We start from the raw sequence: 20,201 nt of genomic DNA on the forward strand, positions 1-20,201 counted from the left end.
CGGCCCTGCCTCTTCACAGGCAGGGCCGTCCTGTTTTGCGAGGCGTCTTGGCGCACCGGAATGTCGATACGCACGGCGCGTGACGCTTGCCTGACGCGCGCATGGCATCATGCACGCTTGTCCGTTCACGGTGCCCCGCAGGCGCCGTCCTAACCGATGCCGCTGAATCCGAAGATCGCCCAGGTGCTCGACATGATCGAGCGTGCGAAACGTCCGTCCTATCACCACCAGACGCCGCAGCAGGCGCGCGCCGCGTACGAGAAAAGCGCGCCGATCCTCGACGTCGCGCCGGCGCCGATGCATTCGGTCGAGGAATGCGTCGTGCCGACGCGCGACGGCCGCACGATCGGTGCACGGCTGTACCTGCCGGTCGCGCCGAGCCTCGCGGAGCCGCTGCCCGCGCTCGTCTACTACCATGGTGGCGGCTTCACGGTCGGCAGTGTCGATACGCACGACGCGCTCTGCCGGATGTTCGCGCACGATGCGCAATGCGCGGTGCTGTCGGTCGGCTACCGGCTCGGGCCGGAACACCGGTTCCCGACCGCGGTGAACGATGCCGACGACGCGTTGCAATGGCTGCATCACGAGGCCGCCACGCTAGGTATCGACGCCGAACGGTTGGCCGTCGGCGGCGACAGCGCGGGTGGCACGCTCGCGACCGTATGCGCGGTGCTCGCACGCGACGCAGGCATTCGCCTGGCGCTGCAGATGCTGATCTATCCGGGCGTGATGGGCTACCAGGACACCGAATCGCATGCGCGGCTCGCGAGCGGATACTTGCTGACGCAGGACACGATCCAGTGGTTCTTCACGCAATACGTGCGCGATCGGGCGGACCGCGACGACTGGCGTTTCGCGCCGCTCGACGGCATGCGCGATGCGCCGTCGTTCTCGGGCGTCGCGCCGGCGTGGATCGCGACGGCCGAATACGATCCGCTGAGCGACGAAGGCGCCGCGTATGCGGACAAGTTGCGCGCAGCGGGCAACGCGGTCACGCTGGTCTGCTATCCGGGGATGATCCACGAATTCTTCAAGATGGCCGGCTACGTGCCCGAGGTACGGGCCGCGCATGCCGATGCCGTCGCGGCGCTGAAGGCCGCATTCGACGACGTTTGATGGCGATGGTTGAGCGGCGTACGCGCCGCATGGGAGCTGCGATGACGGACGGCGTGGTGGAAACCGGCGACTGGACGGTACTGGGCGGCGACGCCGCGCGGATTCGCGACGCGGTGTTCGTGCGCGAGCAGCAGATTCCGCCGGAATGGGAGCTCGATGAAGACGATCCGCTGTCGCTCCATGCGGTGGCGTATCGGGTCGATGCGGCGACCGGTATACGCCGCGCGGTCGCGACGGGGCGGCTGCTGCCGTCCGGCACGATCGGGCGCGTCGCGGTGTTGGCCGACGCACGCGGGCAGGGCGTCGGGTCGGCCGTGCTCGACGCACTGCTGGAGGCGGCGCGGCGGCGCGGCGAAATCGTCGTGCGGCTCTACGCGCAGGATTCGGCCGTGTCGTTCTACTTGCGGCACGGCTTCGCGGCGGTCGGTGAACCGTTCGTCGAAGCCGGCGTGCCGCACGTCGAGATGGCGCGCGCGCCGTAGCACGGCGCCTGTTCGCGCGCTCAGCGCGGCTGTGTCGCGTCGAGGTCGAACGTGAATGCGCGCTCGAACGTGCCCGGGCGGACGGTTCGGTGCGAGCCGTCGTCGTCGCAGCGTTCCTTGATCTCGACCGTCAGCCGCACGCCTTCCTTCATCGTGACACGCAGCGCGGTCGTGCCGCGCGTCCCGTATTCGGGGGTCTCGATGAACGCGGCCGACAGCGCACGCTCGCGCTCGATCGGAATACCCGTGTGCGGAAGTGCATCGTCGTCCGCGACATGCGGGTCGCGCATCAGCGCGATCAGCTCGTCGAGCGTCGGGGTTGGATTGTCGGTGAGCAGCGTGCCGAGTTCCGCGCGCTTGCGCATCACTTTCGGCCAGGGCGTATCGAGCCGCGCATTCGACAGCGCATGCACGCCGGGCGCGATCGCGACGGGCGCGGCGACACCGCTTTCGCCCTCGGGCGCGCGATTGCAGAACCACGCGAGTTCACGCCGCCGCCAGTCGCCGACGAGCAGGTTGAAGCCGTTGTAGACGGCCGCATGCTCGGCGAGCTGCCCGAGGTAGTCGAGCGGCGCGGCGGACGGCCCGCCGAGGAAATCGGACACGAGCTTGCCGCGGGTCGGCGCGCCGGCGCGAATGTCGAACGGTGCGCGGTAGTTCGTCAGCGCGGCGAAACGGCCGTCGCGCGATACGCCGAGCCACGTGCCGCCTGCTTCGAGATCACGGCCGGCAAGCACGCCCGGTACATCTTCCCACCACGAGAGCGGCGCGCTCGTCCGACGAAAGAACTCGTCGCGATTGGCGGTGAGGGTAAAGACGGGACCGGCGGCGGCATCGGGCTGCCAGTCGAAGGCAATCAGACACATCGGGCGAATCTCTCGCAGGAAACGTCGGGCGCCGGCTGCGACTCGCAAGCCGGCGCGCGAACGGGTTGTCGGTGCATCACGCTTCCGTCGGCCAGGCGTACGGCAGCGTATCGAACGCAAGCACCGGGCCGTCGGCCGAACCGAGGTGCACCGTGCCGTTGTCGAGCGCGGCGAGCTTGATCTCGACGAGCGCGTCGACGCCACCCGCGGGCGCGGCCGCCGCGTTGACGATCATCCCGCACGGCTGGCCGGGATCGTCGCTGTGGAACAGCTCGATGCCGGCATGCACGGTATCGGTCTCGCCGGCGAGGTGCGCGAGCGCGGTGCGGCGCTTGATCGTGCCGCGGTACTGGCTGCGCGCGACGATTTCCTGGCCCGGGTAGCACCCCTTGCGAAAGTTAACGGCGCCGATCACGTCGAAGTTGACCATCTGCGGCACGAACTGTTCGACGGCAGGCTGCGTGATGCGCGGTTCGCCCGCGCGGATGTCGAGCCAGTCCCAGACGGCCGGCGACACGACCGGGAGCGTGCCGCCGAGCGCGGCGATGCGCGCGTCGACTTCCGCGCGCGGGCCGATCCACAGATAGCGCTTGCGGCCGGCTGCATCGGGCACGCGGATCAGCGTGCCGGCGGGGCCGTCGACCTTCACGTGCACGCCGTCCGGCAGCGCGTCGAAGATGCCCGACAGCGCGTCGCGCACGTCGCCCGCGAAACCGACCACCGCGAGCGCGTCGCTCGCATCCGTCAGCTTCGCTTTTGCGCGCAGCACGAACATCGACAGCCGCTTCTGCACGGCGGGCTGCACGTCCTTCGACACCAGCAGGCGCACGCCGTGGCCGGCGCGCCACGTGAGGAACGAGCCGAGGAGGCGCCCCTTCGGCGAGCAGTAGCCGGACAGCCGCGCGCTCGCGGCGTCGAGATGTTCGATGTCGTTGGTGAGCTGGCTGTGCAGGAACGTCGCGGCATCGTCGCCGGCCACGTCGATCACGCCGAACTGCGGCAGCGGCATGCAGGCGCCCGGCGCGTCGAAATCGGCGGCGGACGGGCGGGGGAAAACGGGGAGCGAGGCGGGTGCGGCCTGGACTGCCGGTGAAGCGAACGGTGTGCTCATGGAATGAGGGAACAGTCAACCCTGACTTTGACGGAGGCGAGCAAGTATTATATGGGTCTTACCTGAGTCACGTTTCCATGTCCCTACTGAAGAAATGCGCCGCGACGATCGCGGCGCTGGCCGTCGTTGTGGCCGCTGCCGGCGCGGGCGGCGGATATTACTGGGCAACCCGGCCCTTGCTGCTGGGTTCGGCATCGCTCGACGTCACGATCAAGCCGCGCAGCAGCGTGAAGAGCGTCGCGCTGCAACTGAAGCGCGGCGGCGTGCCGGTCGAGCCGCTCGGCTTCGTCGCGATGACGCGCGTGCTCGGGCTGTCGAGCCGGCTCAAATCCGGCAACTACGAATTCAAGACCGGCATCACGCCTTACGAGGTGCTGCAGAAGATCGCGCGCGGCGACGTGAACGAGTATGTCGCGACGGTCATCGAAGGCTGGACCTTCAAGCGGATGCGCGCGGAACTCGACTCGAACCCCGATCTTGCGCACTCGACGGCCGGCATGAGCGACGCCGAACTGCTGCGCGCGATCGGCGCGTCGGACAGCGCGGTGCAGCGCGGCAGCGGCGAGGGGCTGTTCTTCCCCGATACCTATCTGTTCGACAAGGGCACGAGCGACCTGAACATCTACCGGCGCGCGTACCATCTGATGCAGACGCGTCTCGACGAGGCCTGGGCCGCGCGCGTGCCGGGCCTGCCGTACAAGACACCTTACGAAGCGCTGACGATCGCGTCGATCATCGAGAAGGAAACCGGCCATGCGGCCGACCGCGCGTTCGTCGCGGCGGTGTTCGCGAACCGGCTGCGCATCGGCATGCCGCTGCAAACCGATCCGTCGGTGATCTACGGGCTCGGCGATCTGTACGACGGCCGCCTGCGCAAGCGCGACCTGCAGGCCGACACTCCTTACAATACCTACACCCGACGCGGGCTGCCGCCTACTCCAATCGCGTTGCCCGGCGTGGCCGCGCTGCAGGCGGCGATCAATCCGGCACAGACGAGCGCGCTTTATTTCGTCGCGAAAGGCGACGGCACGAGCGTGTTCTCCGACACGCTCGGCGACCACAACAAGGCCGTGGACAAATACATACGAGGGCAATAATGGCGAGCGGTAAATTCATCACGTTCGAAGGCATCGACGGGGCGGGGAAGACCACCCACCTGCAATGGTTTTGCGAACGCCTCCAGGGCAAGCTGGCCGCGGCCGGCAGGCAGGTCGTCGTCACCCGTGAGCCGGGCGGCACGCAGCTCGGCGAGAAACTGCGCGAGATCCTGCTGAACCAGCCGATGGATCTCGAGACGGAAGCGCTGCTGATGTTCGCCGCGCGCCGCGAGCACCTGGCGCTCGTGATCGAGCCGGCGCTCGCGCGCGGCGACTGGGTCGTGTCCGATCGCTTCACCGATGCGACGTTCGCGTACCAGGGCGGCGGCCGAGGGCTGCCGCGCGACAAGCTCGAGACGCTCGAGCGCTGGGTGCAGGGCGGTTTCCAGCCCGACCTGACGGTGCTGTTCGACGTCGCGCCGCAGGTTGCGAGCGAGCGCCGCGGCGCCGCGCGCATGCCCGACAAGTTCGAAAGCGAGTCCGACGCGTTCTTCAAGCGCACGCGCAGCGAATATCTGCGACGCGCGGAAGAGGCGCCGCACCGCTTCGCGATTGTCGACGCGACGCAGACGATTCCCGAGATCCGCCAGCAGCTCGAACGCGTACTCGCCGCGCTGTAATTCGCAAGGAGCGCCCCCCATGATCTATCCGTGGCAGACCGACGACTGGACCCGCCTGCAGCAGCTGCGTGCGCAATGGCCGCACGCGCTGCTGCTGCATGGGCAGGCCGGGATCGGCAAGCTGCAGTTCGCGCAGCATCTCGCGCAGGGCTTCCTGTGCGAATCGCCGCAGCCGAACGGCGAGCCGTGCGGCACCTGCGCGGCCTGCACCTGGTTCTCGCAGGGCAACCATCCGGACTACCGGATCGTGCTGCCCGAGGCGCTGGCGGGCGAGGCGCCGGGCGCCGCGGACGACGCGAAGGCGGCCGACGCGGACGAAGGCGGCAAGAAGACGCGGGCGCCGAGCAAGGAAATCAAGATCGAGCAGGTACGCGCGCTGCTCGACTTCTGCGGGGTCGGTTCGCATCGCGGCGGCGCGCGCGTCGTCGTGCTGTATCCGGCCGAGGCACTCAACGTCGCCGCGTCGAACGCGCTGCTGAAAACGTTGGAGGAACCGCCGTCCGGCGTCGTGTTCCTGCTCGTGTCGGCGCGCATCGACCGCCTGCTGCCGACCATCATCAGCCGCTGCCGGCAGTGGCCGATGATGGTGCCGGCGCCGGACGCGGCCGCGGCCTGGCTCGCCGCGCAGGGCGTCGATCATGCGCCTGCGCTGCTCGCCGAGGCCGGCGGCGCGCCGCTCGCCGCGCTGGCGCTCGCGAGCGACGAGAATCGCCCGCTGCGCGACTACACGCTCGGGCAGCTCGCGGCCGGTGCGGCTTGCGACCCGTTCGCGTGTGGCGAGACGCTGCAGAAGCTGCCGGTGCCGCTGGTGCTTGGGTGGCTGCAGCGCTGGCTGTACGATCTGCTCGCCCAGCGGATGGCGGGCACGCCGCGCTACTTCCCGATGCACGCGGCGGCGCTCGCGCGCTGCGCGGAAGCGGTCGATGCGAACGCGTTCGCCCGCTTCATGAAGGCCGTGACGCGGCAGCGGACGGTCGAGAACCATCCGCTCAACGCGCGGCTTGTATTCGAGGAATTATTTCTCGGCTATCGGGAAATTTTCGCGTGATCCGGCATTGTTTCGCGTGAGTTGTGAAGCGATGACCGGCTCACACCGCGACGCGACCGTGGCGGCCGGTCCGCGAACGCCATCCGTTGCCGCATGCCGGCGCGCGCATGAGCGCCCGCCTTACGTATTCAGGAAACACGATGTTCGTCGATTCTCACTGTCACATCAATTTCAAGGGCCTGGCTGACCGCCTGCCGGCTGTTCTCGAGAACATGCGCGAGCACGACGTCACGCACGCGCTGTGCGTGTCCGTCGATTTCGAGACGCTGCCGGAGGTCCTTGCAATCGCGGACGCGCACGACAACGTCTATGCGTCGGTCGGCGTGCATCCCGATCACGAGGACGCGCGCGAGCCGACGCTCGCGGAGCTTGTCGAGCTGGCCGCGCACCCGAAGGTCGTCGCGATCGGCGAAACGGGCCTCGACTACTACCGTCTCGAAGGCCGCTCGATCGACGATATGGAATGGCAGCGCGAACGCTTTCGCACGCATATCCGCGCGGCGACCGCGACGATGAAGCCGCTGATCATCCACACGCGCTCGTCGTCGGAGGACACGCTGCGGATCATGGCCGAGGAGCGCGCGGACGTGCCGGGCGGCGTGATGCACTGCTTCACCGAGCCGTGGCCGGTGGCCGAACAGGCACTCGCGCAGAACTTCCATATCTCGCTGTCGGGCATCGTCACGTTCAAGAACGCGACCGACGTGCAGGACGTCGCGCGGCGCGTGCCGCTCGACCGGCTGCTGATCGAGACCGACTCGCCGTACCTCGCGCCGGTGCCGTATCGCGGCAAGCCGAATGAACCTGCGTACGTCAGCCATGTCGGACGCTTTATCGCATCCGAGCGCGGGATCGCCGTCGAGGCGCTCGCCGATGCGACGACGCAGAACTTTTTCCGGCTGTTCAAGATCGCCCGCTAACGACGTGCGCGCAGCCGACAACCCAGGGAAGGAGCCCACAACAATGACGAAGCCGACCAACCATCTGCCGAAACGCGTACTCGTTGCCGCCGCGCTTGTCGCGAGCGGCCTGTTCGCGACCGCCGGCGCGCATGCCGAATCGCTCGATGCGATCGTCAAGGCCGTCAAGTTCGACGACATCGCCGACATCGGCCAGCAGCTCAAGAGCGGCAAGCTCGATCCGAACACGGTCGCACCGAACGGCGACCCGCTGATCGTGATCGCCGCACGCGAGAAGTCCGACAAGGTCGCGGCGGCGCTCGCCACGACGCCGAACGTCGACCTCGAGAAGGAAGACAAGGCCGGCGAAAATGCGCTGATGCTCGCGTCGCTGAACGGCGACCTCGGCCTCGCCAAGCTGCTGATCGACAAGGGTGCGGAAGTCAGCAAGAAGGGCTGGGCGCCGCTGCACTACGCAGCGACCAACGGCCAGGACGCAGTGGTGAAGCTGTTGCTCGACCACGACGCGTACATCGATACCGCGTCGCCGAACGGCACGACGCCGCTGATGATGGCCGCGCGCGGCAACCATGCGTCGACGGTCACGCTGCTGCTCGATCAGGGCGCCGATCCGCAGGTGAAGAACCAGCTCGGCATCACCGCGCTCGAATTCGCGAAGCACTACAACGCGCCGGACGCGATCGAGATCCTGAGCAAGCGGACGACGCGCATCGGGGCATCGACGCCGGCAGATGCGCAAAAGAGTGCAAAATAGCGGTTTTCGGTGCGGCAGACGGTGCCCGCCCGGCCGGATCCCGGCCGGCGCAGGGCGTCCCGGCGCCGCGCCGGCCAAGGCAGCAGGCGGTCTCGGGCCGCATTGACATAAGGAACACCATGTTGCGCGCAATGTTTTGTGCCGCGGCGTTTGCCGTGCCGTTGTCGGCGGCGGCTTTCACGGGCGCTGATCTCGACCGGCTGTGCGCGAAGACGGACGTCAAATCGCGGGCGTCGTGCGCGGCCTACATCGAAGGCGCCGCCGACGGCGTCTACAACACCATCGACGCGATCGGCGGCACGACGGGGCCGCGGGTCGGCCAGTATTTCTGCCTGCCGCCCGACATCCGGGCGCAGCAGATGACCGACGCGGTGCGCAAGTACATCGCGGAAAATCCGAAGCTGGCCGACTACAATGCGAGCACCGCGGTGTCGCTCGGTCTCGGCAAGGCGTTTCCCTGCAGGAGCGGCAGCTGACCTGACGCCGTGTCCGGGCCCGCGCGTGGCCCGGGCGTCGCCGACGCATCCAGGACGAGGCGTGCGCGCCTCATAACCCACGGGCGCCGATGATTTCAATCGAGGAACTGCAGCGCATCACCGATGCGCCGCTGCATTCATGGCTCGGCACGCTGGCCGTGTCCGTCATCGTGTTGCTGGTCGTCACGGTCGTGCACCGTCTCGGCGCACGCATCGTCAAGCGCATCGCGCAGCCGTATCCGCTGATGAGCGCGATCCTGCGCTACATCGACAGGCCGTCGCTCGTCGTGCTCGCGCTGCTGGCGCTCGAATTTCTGTGGGTCCAGGCCGACGACGGCATGTCGTTCGTGCGCGGCATGCGCACGGCGGCGGCGGTCGGCTCCATCATTTCACTCACGTGGCTGCTGGTGCGGCTCGCGGCCGGCGTCGGCGACGCCATCATCCAGGCACATCCGATCGATACGGCCGACAACCTTCAGGCCCGGCGCATCCATACGCAGGCCAAGGTGCTCGTGCGGACCGTGATGGTGCTGATCGTGATCATCGGCACCGGCGCCGCACTGATGACGTTCCCGAACGTGCGCCAGGTCGGCGCGAGCCTGCTGGCGTCGGCTGGTGTTGCGGGCCTGGTCGCCGGTATCGCCGCGCGGCCGGTGCTCGGCAACCTGATTGCCGGGCTGCAGATCGCGCTGACGCAGCCGATCCGGCTCGACGACGTGGTCGTGATCCAGGGCGAGTGGGGGCGCATCGAGGAAATCACCGGTTCGTTCGTGTCGGTGCGCCTGTGGGACCAGCGGCGCCTCGTCGTGCCGCTGCAATGGATCATCGAGAACCCGTTCACGAACTGGACGCGCAGCAGTTCGGAAATCATCGGCACGGTCTACCTGTCGGTCGACTACCGCACGCCGCTCGCGCCGCTGCGCGAGGAACTCGCGCGGCTCGTCCACGCGGCACCCGAGTGGGACGGTCGCGTGCAGGTGCTGCAGGTGACCGACGCGACGGAACGCACGATGCAGCTGCGCGCGCTCGTCAGCGCGGCCGATTCGTCTTCATGCTGGGACCTGCGCTGCCGCGTGCGCGAAGGGTTGATCGCCTACCTGCAGGAGCGCTATCCGCAATGCCTGCCGCGCAGCCGGATGGAACTGTATCCGCACGATTCCGCGTCGGATGCGCCGAATCCCGAACGGCCGCACGCGCGCTCGCCTGCCGCCAGTACGGCGGCCAATACCGCGGCCGATCCGCAGGCCGCCGAAGGCCGCTGACAGCGGCCCGCATGCTCACCCTCCCTCGTCATGACCGCGCTGAACACGCTCGCCATCGCCAATTACCGCTCGCTGCGCGAGCTGATCGTGCCGCTCGCGGCGCTCAACGTCGTCACGGGGCCGAACGGCAGCGGCAAGTCGAGCGTGTACCGTGCACTGCGGCTGCTCGCCGATACCGCGCAGGGGCGCGTGATCCCTTCGCTCGCCCGCGAAGGCGGGTTGCCGTCGACGCTGTGGGCCGGCCCGGAGCGTTTCTCTCGGGCGATGCTGGACGGCGATGCACCGGTTACCGGCACGGTGCGCAAGGGACCCGTGAGCCTGAAGCTCGGCTTTGCCTGCGACGATTTCGGTTATTCGATCGATCTCGGCATGCCGATCCCGAGCAGATCGCAGTTCTCGCTCGATCCGGTGGTCAAGCGCGAGTGCATCTGGGGCGGCACGCTGTTGCGCCCGTCGACGTTGCTGGTCGACCGGCAGGGCGCGCAGATCCGCGCGCGCACCGCATCGGGCGAATGGCGGACGATTCCGCAGCCGGTGGCCAGCTTCGACAGCATGATGACCGAATTCGCCGATCCGAGCGGCGCACCCGAGATGATCGCGGTGCGCGAGCGGATCCGCTCGTGGCGCTTCTACGATCACTTCCGGACCGATGCGCAGGCGCCGGCGCGGCAGTCGCACATCGGCACCCATACGCCGGTGCTCGCGGACGACGGCGCCGACCTGGCCGCCGCGTTGCAGACGATCCGCGAAATCGGCGACGGCGCGGCACTTGATGCGGCGCTCGACGACGCGTTTCCCGGTGCGTCGATCGAGATCGACAATCCGGGCGGCCGCGGCCGCTTCGACGTGCTGATGCGCCAGCCGGGGCTGCTGCGGCCACTCGCGGCGGCCGAGCTGTCGGACGGCACGCTGCGCTACCTGCTGCTCGCGGCTGCGCTGCTGACACCGCGGCCGCCGGCGCTGATGGTGCTGAACGAACCGGAGACGAGCCTGCACCCCGATCTGCTGCCGGCGCTCGGCCGCCTGATCGCGCAGGCGGCGCAGCGTTCGCAGGTGCTTGTCGTGTCGCACGCGGCGCGGCTCATCGCGACGCTCGAGCGCGAGGCCGGCTGCGAATCGCTGGTGCTCGACAAGCAGCTCGGTGCGACGGGGCTCGTCGATGCCGCTACGCGCGACCTGCCGGCATGGAAGTGGCCGTCGCGCTGACAGGCAGGGTGGCCTTCGTCCGGGCTCGATTGTCGCGTTGGGGGCCGGATCGGCCCGACGGGCGGAATGTATCCTGCCTGTAACAACTTCCATAAAATGAAAGACGGGCGGTTCCGGGCACCGGGATCGCGAATAATGAAGGGATATCCGGCTGGCCCCGTGCCGGCCGGCGCTGCAAGGGGCGAGCGGGGCGCGAAAGCCTAGAGGCCCGCCGGTCGTGCCGCAACGGACAGGACACAGGAGACGTGGACCATGAGAATTGCCCAGATCGCGCCGCTGACCGAATCGGTGCCGCCGAAGCTGTACGGCGGCACGGAGCGCGTCGTGTCCTACATCACCGAGGCGCTCGTCGAGCTCGGCCATGATGTGACGCTGTTCGCCAGCGGCGATTCGACGACGCGGGCGAAGCTCGAGCCGGTCTGGCCGCGCGCGCTGCGGCTCGACGCGTCGATCCGCGACCGGGTCGCGCCGCATATGCTGCTGATGGAGACGGTCGCGCGCCGCGCGAAGGATTTCGACGTGCTCCATTTCCACATGGACTACTACTCGTTCTCGGTCTTCAACCGGCAGGAGACGCCTTACGTGACGACGCTGCACGGCCGGCTCGACCTGCCCGAGCAGCAGCCGGTGTTCGACACGTTCAACATGGCGCCGGTGATCTCGATTTCGAACTCGCAGCGCCAGCCGCTGCCGCAGGCGAAATGGCTGACGACCGTCTACCACGGGCTGCCCGATACGCTGTACATGCCGCAGCCGGTCGAGCCGCGCTACCTCGCGTTCCTCGGCCGTATCTCGCCAGAGAAGCGCGTCGACACGGCGATCCGCATCGCCCGCCAGTGCGGGCTGCCGATCAGGATCGCCGCGAAGATCGACGCGGCCGACCAGGAATACTTCGAGCGCGAGATCAAGCCGCTCTTCGCATTGCCGCACGTCGAATTCATCGGCGAGATCGCGGATCACCAGAAGGCCGAATTCCTGTCGGGCGCGCATGCGCTGCTGTTTCCGATCGACTGGCCGGAGCCGTTCGGCCTCGTGATGATCGAGGCGATGTCGTGCGGCACGCCGGTGATTGCGTTCAATCGCGGCGCAGTGCCCGAAGTGGTGGACGAGGGCGTGTCGGGTTTCATCGTCGAGGATGAAATCAGCGCGGTGGCCGCCGTGAACCGGTTGCACCTGCTGCCGCGTGCGCGCGTGCGGCAGCGCTTCGAGGCGCGCTTCACGTCGCGCCGCATGGCGCAGCAGTATGTCGACGTCTACCAGTCGGTGATCCGCGCGCAGAAACGCTCGCGCTTCAAGGTGATCGACTCGACGACCTGACGCGCGCGGCGCACGGCGCGCGCGGATAAAAAAACGGCGATGCCCGCAAGGACATCGCCGTTTGCGCATCGCCCCGCGCGCCGTGCGCACGGGCGGTGCGCCAGCGTCAGATCTTCAGCTTCGTGACTTTCGTGCCGTTGATCGACACGTCGCCCATCAGGCCCGCGTTCGTCAGCACGACGACCTGGACCGGTGCGGTGGCCGTGGTCGTGTCGACCGCGCCGTTCGCGCCCATCTTCACGAGCGCGACCGACGCGCCGGCGCCGGCTGCCCAGCCGTCCGAGCCGCGGAATTCGTCGAGCGCTTCCTGCGTCATGAACAGGAACACGATCGCCTTCGACTGTGCACCGGCCTGCAGGCCGACCGACAGCGACGACGTGTTGTAGTAGCCGACCGTGCTGCCGCCGACGCGCAGTGCGCCATTGCCGGACTGGCCGCCGACGATGAAGCCGGCCTGGATGACGTCCGGGAAGACGAGAACGCCGCGCGACTTCGCGACGAGTTCACGCGAACCCTTGACCGTGGAGTACATGCGCGACAGCGTGGCGTCGACGCTCGAGTCGATTGCCTGGCGCTTCGACGCGTTCGTTGCGGCGTTGTCCGGCTTGTCCGGGGTGGTGGTGCAACCGGTGAGCGCGAGGCTACCGACGATGAGCGCAGCGGCGGCTTTCAGCACAAGATTCCGTTTTTGCATCGTTCTTCTCCATCGGATGATGTTCGGAGTGAGTCTCGCTCAGGGAGCGGATCACGTCGGCAGTTATATCACAGCGGATTACAGCCTTTTTTCATTGCAGCGTGAAAAAGCGTCAAATCGCTCGGAGATGTCGCGGTGCGCCAACGGACGAACCGGCGCCCGCGCGCTGACTCACGTCGGCATGCGGGAAACACGGTGGTCGATCGGACTGCGGCGCCCGCCGCGCGCGTCAGTGCGTGACGGGCGGAACAGGCGGCTTGATCGGGGGGCGGCGCAGCGCGCGGCGGATCAGCGCGATCACGACCCCGCAGGCGAACAGGAACGCGGCCGGCACGACCCAGTAGCCGACGAACGCGTGCCACAGGTAGCTCGCGAGCGTGCTGCGGCGCACCACGTATTCGTCGCGGGCCGCCTGCTGGCGCGGCGCATTGGCGGCGAGCACATCGGCCGGGCAGCCGGCCGCGCGCGCCTCGTCAGGATCCCCGTGGCACTTCGCGGCGGCGCCGGTTCGCTGCTGCGCGTCGGTGAGCTGCCAGGTGGTCAGCGCGAGCTGCAGGTCCGCCTTGTTGTATGCCATTTCCTCGCGGATTTCGCGCACGGCGACGATCGCAACGGGCACGGCCCAGAATACGATCACGATCAGCCAGCGGCGGAACCAGCGGTGTTGTCTCCATGCCATCCATGCCTCCGTTTGACGCGCGTGCGCGTCTGTCTCGAGGGCGGCCCGATGGCGCTTCTTGTACTTGGATGGGCCGCGTTGCAGCCATCATAGAAGAAATCGCGGCGAATTGCCGCACCATGTGGCGGCGCCGGTACGGCAAGCCGGGACAGCGGGGCAGGCGGCGTGGTAAAAGCGCGGGGCGGGGCGCGTCGATGCGCGTGCAACGAAAACAAAAATGCCGCGCCCGCCGAAGCGGTGCGCGGCATTCGATACGGGAGCGCCGGAACTCAGGCTGCCGGCTGGCTGCTCAGGCAACTCTTCATGAACGCCTTGCGGTCGTCGCCTTTCTTGCCGGTGGCCTGCGTGTTGCACGCCTTCATCTTGTCCTGCTGCGACATTGCCTTCGCGGGCTTTGCCGACAGGCAGTCCTTCATGAACGCCTTGCGTTCGTCGCCCGTCTTGCCGGCTGCCTGGGTGTTACAGGCTTTCATCTTGTCCTGCTGGCTGTTCGCCGCGAACGCGGGGGAAGCCAGCATGCCGCCGAGAAGCACTGCGGCTACGAGCGATTGGATTTTCATTTCGACACTCCCATGGGGTGAATTGCGTGTTATCGACGCCGTCACGAAGCACCGCGCAATGAGGAAGGGGCCGCATCGCACAGCGCGCTCCGATTATGGCAAATCAATGTGAAAACACCAAAACGGCACTTTCTATAACGTTGCGGACACCACGGCCGTTGACGGCACGTGTTACGTGTTGCCGGACGATCGGGATAAACCATGACGTGCGGCGGTCAGTCTCGGTCGCCGTACCGGAACCTGCCGGATCCCGGCCACAAGCCTTTACAATCGCGGCCATGAATACTCAGAATCCCGCATTTCGTTCGTCCGCGGCGACCCTGCCGCGCATCGCCGTGCTCGCCACCGGCGGCACGATCGCCGGCGCCGCGCCCGACGCGGCCAGCACGGCCGGCTACCAGGCCGGCGCGCTCGGCGTCAATTTGCTGGTCGACGCGGTGCCGGCGCTCGCGTCCATTGCGCGCATCGACGCCGAGCAGATCGCCAGCATCGACAGCAAGGATCTCGCGCCGCCGCTGTGGAATACGCTCGCCGCGCGGATCGACGCGCTGATGGCCGATCCGGCGGTCGACGGCATCGTGATCACTCATGGCACCGACACGCTCGAGGAAACCGCGTATGCGCTGCACCTGGTCGTCAACGGCGACAAGCCGGTCGTGCTGACGGCCGCGATGCGCCCGGCGACCGCGCTGTCGTCCGACGGCCCGCTGAACCTGCTGAACGCCGTGACGGTGGCCGCGCATCCGTCCGCGCGCGGGCAGGGCGTGCTGGTCGCGTTCAACAACCGGATCCACGGCGCGCGCGACGTCGTGAAGACGAGCACCTATGCGGTCGACGCGTTCCAGTCGCCGGAACTTGGCGCACTCGGCTGGGTGCAGGACGGCCGGGTCGAATTCGCGCGTCGCATCACGCGTTCGCGCGACACGCAACTGGCGATCGCCGCCGCGTGGCCGCCCGTCGAAGTTGTCGCGAGCTACGCGGGCGTGACGCGGACGGCCGTCGACGCGCTCGTCGCGGCCGGCGTACGCGGACTCGTCGTCGCGGGCACGGGCAACGGCTCGATCCATGCGACGCTGCAGGCGGCGCTGGCCGATGCGGTGAACGCAGGTGTCGCGGTGGTTCGCGCGTCGCGCGTCGGGTCGGGGCACGTGATGCGCAACGGCGCCGCGAACGACGATGCGCTCGGCTTCGTGAGCGCAGGGTCGCTGAACCCGTTCAAGGCACGCGTGCTGCTGATGCTCGCGCTCGCGAACGGCATTCATGGCCGCGACGAACTGCAACGCATGTTCGATACGTTGTAACCGGCGGATTGATCCGCGTAGCCCGGCCCGCCGCGCGTCACCATGAAAAAAAGCAGGCCGATGGCCTGCTTTTGTCGCATCAGTCCGGCGGAAATGCTCAGGACTGCGGCGGAATCACGAGCTTCTGGCCCGGGTAGATCCGGTCCGGGCTCGACAGCATCGGCTTGTTCGCCTCGAAGATCGCCGGGTACTTGTTCGCGTCGCCATAGACTTCCTTGGCGATCGCCGACAGCGTGTCGCCCGGCTTCACGTCGTGGTACTGCACTTCCGGATCGTCCGGTTGCAGATCGTCGTCGTTGACGCCCGCGACACCCTGCACGTTACCGGCCGCGACCTTGACCTTGGCCTTCGTGTCGAGGTCGGCGACGCTGCCCGACAGCGTCACGGTGCGCGATGCGCCGTCGAACGCGACGGTCAGGTTCGACGTATCGAGACCCTGCGTGTTGATGTAGTTCTTGATGGCATCGGCCGCGGTCTGGTTTGCGGCATTCGGATCTTCCGCTGCTTGCGCATCGGCATGACCCAGCAGTTTTTCACCCGCCTCTTTGATAAACGAAAGAAGACCCATCGTTGCACTCCTTTGGTGGTTGAAAAGAAAACGCGCCATGAAGTGGCGAAAAAAACACCGCGCTGGGCGCGGTCACCGAAGTGACCGCAAGCGCGGCGGTTTTCTCGAAAGGCGTGGCGAAAGTGTAGGCGTTCATGACGACGATTGCATGAAAAATCGCACGCTTGAACGTAAAGAAATGTAATACGCGAAATCCGACAGGCGGACACCCGACGACGACGTCTGACCGACCAAGGCTTCCCCGGCGTCGCCGGGTGCCGCTGCGGACCCCACCACGCCGCTCTCAGCCCAGAGCGGCGTTTTTCGCCCCGTTCCGCATGCCGTTGGCAGTGCAGGGCGGGGCGCCCCACCGTGATGCGCGAGTGTGCCGCGCATCGATGCGACCGGCCGGGCCGGTCGCGTATGTCTGTCGCGCGCCTCCGCCATCGCAGCGGAAACGCGCATCGCCGCAGCGAGTCAAGCGGCCGGCGTCTGGCCGATCTCGAAGTTCGACATGATCTCGAGCGCACGCACGAGTGCCGAGTGATCCCATGCCTTGCCGCCGTGCGATGCACACACGCTGAACAGCTGCTGCGCGCTCGCCGTGTGCGGCAATGCGAGGCCGAGCTTGCGTGCGCCGTCGAGCGCGAGGTTCAGGTCCTTCTGGTGCAGTTCGATGCGGAAGCCCGGATCGAACGTGCGCTTCGTCATCCGCGCGCCGTGCACTTCGAGGATGCGCGATGCGGCGAAGCCGCCCATCAGCGCCTGGCGCACGCGCTCCGGATCGGCGCCCGAACGTGCGGCGAACAGCAGCGCTTCGCCGACCGCTTCGATGTTCAGCGCGACGATGATCTGGTTCGCGACCTTGCAGGTCTGGCCCGCGCCGTTGTCGCCGACGAGCGTGATGTTCTTGCCCATCTTCTCGAACAGCGGCCTGGCGCGCTCGAATGCCGCCTCCGGGCCGCCGACCATGATCGTCAGCGTCGCTTCGCGTGCACCGACTTCGCCGCCGGACACCGGCGCGTCGAGGTAGTCGCAGCCGAGTGCGTTGATCTGTTTCGCGAATTCCTGCGTGTCGAGCGGCGAGATCGAGCTCATGTCGATCACGAGCTTGCCGGCCGTCAGGCCCTTCGCGACGCCGTCGTCGGCGAACAGCACGTTACGCACGTCCGGCGTATCCGGCACCATCGAGATGATGATGTCCGCGTTCCGTGCGACTTCGGTCGAGTTCGCGACGACCTTCGCGCTCGCGCGCAGGTCGTCCGGGATCGGGAACGCGCCGTTCACGACGAGCTGGTGGTCGCCCTTGAGCAGGTTGCGCGCCATGTGCGCGCCCATGATGCCGAGGCCGATGAAACCGATGGTTGCCATGTGAAAGTCTCCTAGAGGGCTGAAAACGGGAAGGGCGCTACTCAGGCCGCGCGACGCGCCGAGCCCGGTGCGCAGCCGGCGACGCCTTGCAGCCAGCCGAGGCCTTCCGTCGTGGTGGTGCGGGGCTTGTACTCGCAGCCGACGTAGCCGGCATAGCCGAGCCGGTCGAGCAGCGCGACCAGGAATGCGTAGTTGATCTCGCCGGTGCCTGGCTCGTTGCGGCCCGGGTTGTCCGCGAGCTGGACGTGGCCGATCGATGCGAGGTTGCGTTCGATCGTCGCGGCCAGTTCGCCTTCCATGCGCTGCATGTGATAGATGTCGTACTGCAGGAACAGGTTGTCCGAGCCGACCGCGCGGATCACGTCGAGTCCTTCCGACGAGCGGTTCAGCGCGAAGCCCGGGATATCGAAGCTGTTGCACGGCTCGACGAGCAGGCGGATGCCTTCGCGCTTGAGCGCGTCGGCGGCAAAGCGCAGGTTGTCGACGATCGTGACGAACGTCTTGTCGCGTGCCGTGCTGGCCGACGGGATGCCAACGAGGCAGTTCAACTGCGGCACCTTCAGCGCCTTCGCGTACTCGATCGCACGGCCGACCCCTTCCTGGAATTCGCCGACGCGATCGGGCAGGCACGCGATGCCGCGCTCGCCCTGGTCCCAGTTGCCCGCGGGCAGGTTGTGCAGCACGAGGCGCAGGCGATGCGTCTCGAGCCGCTCGGCGAGTTCCTCTTTCGCGTACGGATACGGGAACAGGAACTCGACGGCGTCGAAGCCCGCGTCGGCGGCCGCCTTGAAGCGGTCGAGGAACGGCACTTCGTTGAACAGCATGGTCAGGTTTGCAGCAAACTTCGGCATGAGCTAAGCCTCTTCGGTCGGTCAGTCAAAAATGTCGTGCGGTTCAGTCGAGCATCGAGATCGCGGTCGGCGCGTGCTCGGCCTTTTCGGCGAGATCCTCGAATTCGTTGATCGCGTCGATTTCGGCGCCCATCGAGATGTTCGTCACGCGCTCGAGGATTACTTCCACGACCACCGGCACGCTGAACTCTTCCGCGAGCGTTTGCGCCTGACGCAGCGCCGGCTCGATCTCTTCCGGCTTGAACACGCGCAGCGCCTTGCAGCCGAGGCCTTCCGCGACGGCCACGTGGTCGACGCCATAACCGTTCAGTTCCGGCGCGTTCACGTTGTCGAACGCGAGTTGCACGCAGTAGTCCATGTCGAACGCGCGCTGCGCCTGGCGGATCAGCCCGAGGTACGAGTTGTTCACGACGACGTGCACGTACGGCAGCTTGAATTGCGCGCCGGCAGCCAGTTCCTCGATCATGAACTGGAAGTCGTAGTCGCCGGACAGCGCGACGATCGGGCGGCTCGGGTCGGCCGCACGCACGCCGAGCGCGGCGGGAATCGTCCAGCCGAGCGGGCCGGCCTGGCCGCAGTTGATCCAGTTGCGCGCCTTGAACACGTGCAGGAACTGCGCGGCGGCGATCTGCGACAGGCCGATCGTGCTGACGTAGCACGTATCGCGGCCGAACACCTTGTTCATCTCTTCGTACACGCGCTGCGGCTTGACCGGCACGTTGTCGAAGTGCGTCTTGCGCTGCAGCGTACGCTTGCGTTCCTGGCATTCCGAGACCCATGCGCTGCGGTCCTTCAGCTTGCCGGCGGCCTTCCATTCCTGCGCGACGGCGACGAACAGTTCCAGCGCGGCCTTCGCGTCCGACACGATGCCGAGATCCGGGCCGAACACGCGGCCGATCTGCGTCGGTTCGATGTCGACGTGCACGAACTTGCGGCCCTTCGTGTAGACCTCGACGCTGCCCGTGTGGCGGTTCGCCCAGCGGTTGCCGATGCCGAGCACGAAGTCCGACGCGAGCATCGTGGCGTTGCCGTAGCGGTGCGACGTCTGCAGGCCGACCATGCCGGCCATCAGCGGGTGGTCGTCCGGAATCGCGCCCCACGACATCAGCGTCGGGATCACCGGCACGCCGATCGTTTCCGCGAACTGGACGAGCAGGTCTTCGGCCGCCGCGTTGAGCACACCGCCGCCCGACACGATCAGCGGCTTGTCCGCGTCGTTGAGCATCGCGAGCGCCTTCTCGATCTGCGCGCGGGTGGCCGCGGGCTTGTAGACCGGCAGCGGTTCATACGTGTCGATGTCGAATTCGATTTCGGCGAGTTGCACGTCGATCGGCAGGTCGACCAGCACCGGGCCCGGACGGCCCGAGCGCATCAGGTGGAACGCCTGCTGGAACACGCGCGGCACGAGCGCCGGCTCGCGCACGGTGACGGCCCACTTCGTGACGGGCTTGGCGATGGATTCGATGTCGACGGCCTGGAAGTCTTCCTTGTACAGGCGGGCACGCGGTGCCTGGCCGGTGATCGCGAGGATCGGAATCGAGTCGGCCGATGCGGAATACAGGCCCGTGATCATGTCGGTGCCGGCGGGACCCGACGTGCCGATGCACACGCCGATGTTGCCCGGGGCCGCACGAGTGAAGCCTTCGGCCATGTGCGACGCGCCTTCGACGTGGCGTGCCAGCACGTGGCTGATGCCACCCGACTTGCGCATCGCGGAGTAGAACGGGTTGATCGCCGCACCCGGCACGCCGAACGCGGTCTGGATGCCTTCTTTCTCGAGCACGAGCACAGCGGCGTCGACGGCTCTCATCTTGGCCATGAATGTCTCCTTGAATGGGGTGGATCTTGCGAATGGGTCTGTTGGGGACACTTTAGGGATGCAGGAAAGGTTTGATAAGATCAGCCGAAGTCGCTTATTTCGAA

22 protein-coding genes are annotated in these 20,201 nt (G+C 67.4%); 12 read left to right on the forward strand and 10 right to left on the reverse strand.

The window, feature by feature from the left end; translation table 11 throughout:
- Positions 1-156 precede the first annotated feature (156 nt).
- Positions 157-1,116, forward strand: coding sequence for an alpha/beta hydrolase (locus HWX36_RS25605; protein WP_175955896.1), 960 nt, complete (start codon positions 157-159; stop codon positions 1,114-1,116).
- Positions 1,117-1,157: 41 nt separating this feature from the next.
- Entirely contained in the window at positions 1,158-1,598 is a 441-nt protein-coding gene (locus HWX36_RS25610) for a GNAT family N-acetyltransferase (protein WP_175955898.1), read from the forward strand.
- Positions 1,599-1,618: 20 nt separating this feature from the next.
- On the opposite strand, the gene HWX36_RS25615 is transcribed toward HWX36_RS25610, so the two are convergent.
- On the reverse strand, positions 1,619-2,464 hold the full coding sequence (locus HWX36_RS25615) for an NRDE family protein (RefSeq protein ID WP_175955900.1): 846 nt from the start codon (positions 2,462-2,464) through the stop codon (positions 1,619-1,621).
- A gap of 76 nt (positions 2,465-2,540) precedes the next feature.
- Positions 2,541-3,575: a folate-binding protein YgfZ gene (locus tag HWX36_RS25620; protein WP_175955901.1), complete on the reverse strand. Its 1,035-nt coding sequence runs from the start codon at positions 3,573-3,575 to the stop codon at positions 2,541-2,543.
- Positions 3,576-3,652: 77 nt separating this feature from the next.
- Here HWX36_RS25620 and mltG point away from each other — a divergent pair, with 77 nt between their 5' ends.
- From mltG to HWX36_RS25665, 9 genes are all read left to right on the forward strand, one after another.
- The gene (gene mltG, locus HWX36_RS25625) at positions 3,653-4,672 is read left to right on the forward strand and encodes an endolytic transglycosylase MltG (RefSeq protein WP_175955903.1); all 1,020 of its coding nucleotides are present in this window, start codon (positions 3,653-3,655) and stop codon (positions 4,670-4,672) included.
- Positions 4,672-5,292, forward strand: a complete 621-nt coding sequence (tmk, locus tag HWX36_RS25630) for a dTMP kinase (protein ID WP_175955906.1) — start codon at positions 4,672-4,674, stop codon at positions 5,290-5,292. Before mltG ends, tmk begins: the two co-directional genes overlap by 1 nt.
- A gap of 19 nt (positions 5,293-5,311) precedes the next feature.
- On the forward strand, positions 5,312-6,340 hold the full coding sequence (locus HWX36_RS25635) for a DNA polymerase III subunit delta' (protein ID WP_175955908.1): 1,029 nt from the start codon (positions 5,312-5,314) through the stop codon (positions 6,338-6,340).
- Between the two features lie 140 nt (positions 6,341-6,480).
- Complete coding sequence (locus tag HWX36_RS25640) at positions 6,481-7,260, forward strand: TatD family hydrolase (RefSeq protein WP_175955909.1); 780 nt, start codon at positions 6,481-6,483, stop codon at positions 7,258-7,260.
- 43 nt (positions 7,261-7,303) lie between these two features.
- Positions 7,304-8,014, forward strand: coding sequence for an ankyrin repeat domain-containing protein (locus HWX36_RS25645; protein WP_175955911.1), 711 nt, complete (start codon positions 7,304-7,306; stop codon positions 8,012-8,014).
- A gap of 119 nt (positions 8,015-8,133) precedes the next feature.
- On the forward strand, positions 8,134-8,490 hold the full coding sequence (locus HWX36_RS25650; protein WP_059506076.1) for a Rap1a/Tai family immunity protein: 357 nt from the start codon (positions 8,134-8,136) through the stop codon (positions 8,488-8,490).
- Between the two features lie 89 nt (positions 8,491-8,579).
- Complete coding sequence (locus HWX36_RS25655; protein ID WP_175955913.1) at positions 8,580-9,752, forward strand: mechanosensitive ion channel domain-containing protein; 1,173 nt, start codon at positions 8,580-8,582, stop codon at positions 9,750-9,752.
- Positions 9,753-9,782: 30 nt separating this feature from the next.
- Complete coding sequence (locus HWX36_RS25660) at positions 9,783-10,958, forward strand: AAA family ATPase (RefSeq protein ID WP_175955915.1); 1,176 nt, start codon at positions 9,783-9,785, stop codon at positions 10,956-10,958.
- Positions 10,959-11,210: 252 nt separating this feature from the next.
- Positions 11,211-12,275 (forward strand): glycosyltransferase family 4 protein, encoded by a 1,065-nt coding sequence (locus tag HWX36_RS25665; RefSeq protein ID WP_175955917.1) that lies wholly within the window; start codon positions 11,211-11,213, stop codon positions 12,273-12,275.
- A gap of 106 nt (positions 12,276-12,381) precedes the next feature.
- Here the strand turns inward: HWX36_RS25665 and HWX36_RS25670 are convergent, their stop codons facing one another.
- The 3 genes from HWX36_RS25670 to HWX36_RS25680 form a co-directional block, all read right to left on the reverse strand.
- Positions 12,382-12,969, reverse strand: a complete 588-nt coding sequence (locus HWX36_RS25670; RefSeq protein ID WP_039367021.1) for a YSC84-related protein — start codon at positions 12,967-12,969, stop codon at positions 12,382-12,384.
- A gap of 229 nt (positions 12,970-13,198) precedes the next feature.
- Positions 13,199-13,648, reverse strand: coding sequence for a hypothetical protein (locus HWX36_RS25675; RefSeq protein ID WP_175955919.1), 450 nt, complete (start codon positions 13,646-13,648; stop codon positions 13,199-13,201).
- A gap of 269 nt (positions 13,649-13,917) precedes the next feature.
- Positions 13,918-14,208 carry a PsiF family protein gene (locus tag HWX36_RS25680; protein WP_166965838.1) on the reverse strand — a complete coding sequence of 97 codons (291 nt, stop codon included), beginning with the start codon at positions 14,206-14,208 and terminating at the stop codon, positions 13,918-13,920.
- Positions 14,209-14,486: 278 nt separating this feature from the next.
- Here HWX36_RS25680 and HWX36_RS25685 point away from each other — a divergent pair, with 278 nt between their 5' ends.
- A complete protein-coding gene (locus tag HWX36_RS25685; RefSeq protein ID WP_175955921.1) occupies positions 14,487-15,509 on the forward strand; it encodes an asparaginase in 1,023 nt (340 codons plus the stop codon).
- Between the two features lie 97 nt (positions 15,510-15,606).
- Here HWX36_RS25685 and lysM read toward each other — a convergent pair whose 3' ends face one another.
- The 5 genes from lysM to gcl form a co-directional block, all read right to left on the reverse strand.
- Positions 15,607-16,077, reverse strand: coding sequence for a peptidoglycan-binding protein LysM (gene lysM / locus HWX36_RS25690; RefSeq protein ID WP_021162125.1), 471 nt, complete (start codon positions 16,075-16,077; stop codon positions 15,607-15,609).
- On the reverse strand, positions 16,043-16,213 hold the full coding sequence (locus HWX36_RS37340) for a hypothetical protein (RefSeq protein WP_226196949.1): 171 nt from the start codon (positions 16,211-16,213) through the stop codon (positions 16,043-16,045). The genes lysM and HWX36_RS37340 overlap by 35 nt, the downstream gene beginning before the upstream one ends.
- Before the next feature lie 320 nt (positions 16,214-16,533).
- Positions 16,534-17,427, reverse strand: a complete 894-nt coding sequence (locus HWX36_RS25700) for a 2-hydroxy-3-oxopropionate reductase (RefSeq protein WP_175955923.1) — start codon at positions 17,425-17,427, stop codon at positions 16,534-16,536.
- 41 nt (positions 17,428-17,468) lie between these two features.
- Positions 17,469-18,278 (reverse strand): hydroxypyruvate isomerase, encoded by an 810-nt coding sequence (gene hyi, locus HWX36_RS25705; protein WP_175955925.1) that lies wholly within the window; start codon positions 18,276-18,278, stop codon positions 17,469-17,471.
- Positions 18,279-18,321: 43 nt separating this feature from the next.
- Positions 18,322-20,097: a glyoxylate carboligase gene (gene gcl / locus HWX36_RS25710; RefSeq protein WP_175955927.1), complete on the reverse strand. Its 1,776-nt coding sequence runs from the start codon at positions 20,095-20,097 to the stop codon at positions 18,322-18,324.
- Positions 20,098-20,201 lie beyond the last annotated feature (104 nt).

It is taken from the genome of Burkholderia sp. BCC0405 (assembly GCF_902833075.1).
Taxonomy (GTDB): Bacteria; Pseudomonadota; Gammaproteobacteria; order Burkholderiales; family Burkholderiaceae; genus Burkholderia.